General features: G+C 50.1%; 2 protein-coding genes. Both read left to right on the top strand.

All coding sequences use genetic code 11. The features are described from left to right. Positions 1 to 199 (top strand): PfkB family carbohydrate kinase (locus R7Z77_RS25205; protein WP_318137024.1); only part of this gene is annotated, 199 nt, incomplete at its 5' end. Between the two features lie 9 nt (positions 200 to 208). Beyond that, positions 209 to 758: bifunctional 4-hydroxy-2-oxoglutarate aldolase/2-dehydro-3-deoxy-phosphogluconate aldolase (locus R7Z77_RS25200; protein ID WP_318137023.1), on the top strand; the 550-nt coding region annotated here is incomplete at its 3' end.

Here is a 758-nt window from a genome sequence, read left to right as displayed (position 1 = left end):
AACCCAACCTGTCGCTCAAGTGGTGGACACCACATCGGCGGGCGACTCATTCAATGGTGGCTTTTTATCGGCATACCTTGCTGGCACAGATCTCGCGGCCTCATGTCAAAGAGGCAACGCACTGGCAGGTGCTGTGATTCAACATCGCGGTGCCATCATTCCCAAAGCATTCACACAACCGGCGCTTGGCGTCGTTTAAGGAACACTCATGTCTAGCATTAAAGAACAATTAAAAACTCTGAAAGTTATTCCTGTTATCGCTATCGATAAAGCAGAAGACATTATCCCATTGGGTAAAGTACTGGCAGAAAACGGATTACCAGCGGCTGAAATCACCTTCCGTTCAGCAGCGGCTGCAGAAGCGATTCGCCTACTGCGTGAAACCCAGCCAGACATGCTGATTGGCGCAGGAACAGTACTGAATCGTGAGCAAGCGATCGCAGCAAAAGAAGCAGGCGCAACCTTTATCGTCTCACCTGGCTTCAACCCCAATACCGTCAAAGCGTGCCAAGAAATCGGCATTGATATCGTACCGGGTGTGAATAACCCAAGCACAGTTGAAGCCGCGTTGGAAAAGGGATTAACTACCTTGAAGTTCTTCCCTGCCGCAGCTTCTGGCGGTATCAACATGGTGAAATCACTGCTTGCGCCATACACCGACATCGAACTGATGCCTACTGGTGGCATTAACCCTGCGAACATCAAAGATTACTTAGCTATCCCACGCGTTTTAGCATGTGGCGGTACGTGGATGGTAG

Source organism: Vibrio sp. 1401, from assembly GCF_033340295.1.
The sequence above is the reverse complement of the archived record's forward strand: the minus strand, read 5'-3'. Positions and strand labels throughout refer to the sequence as shown.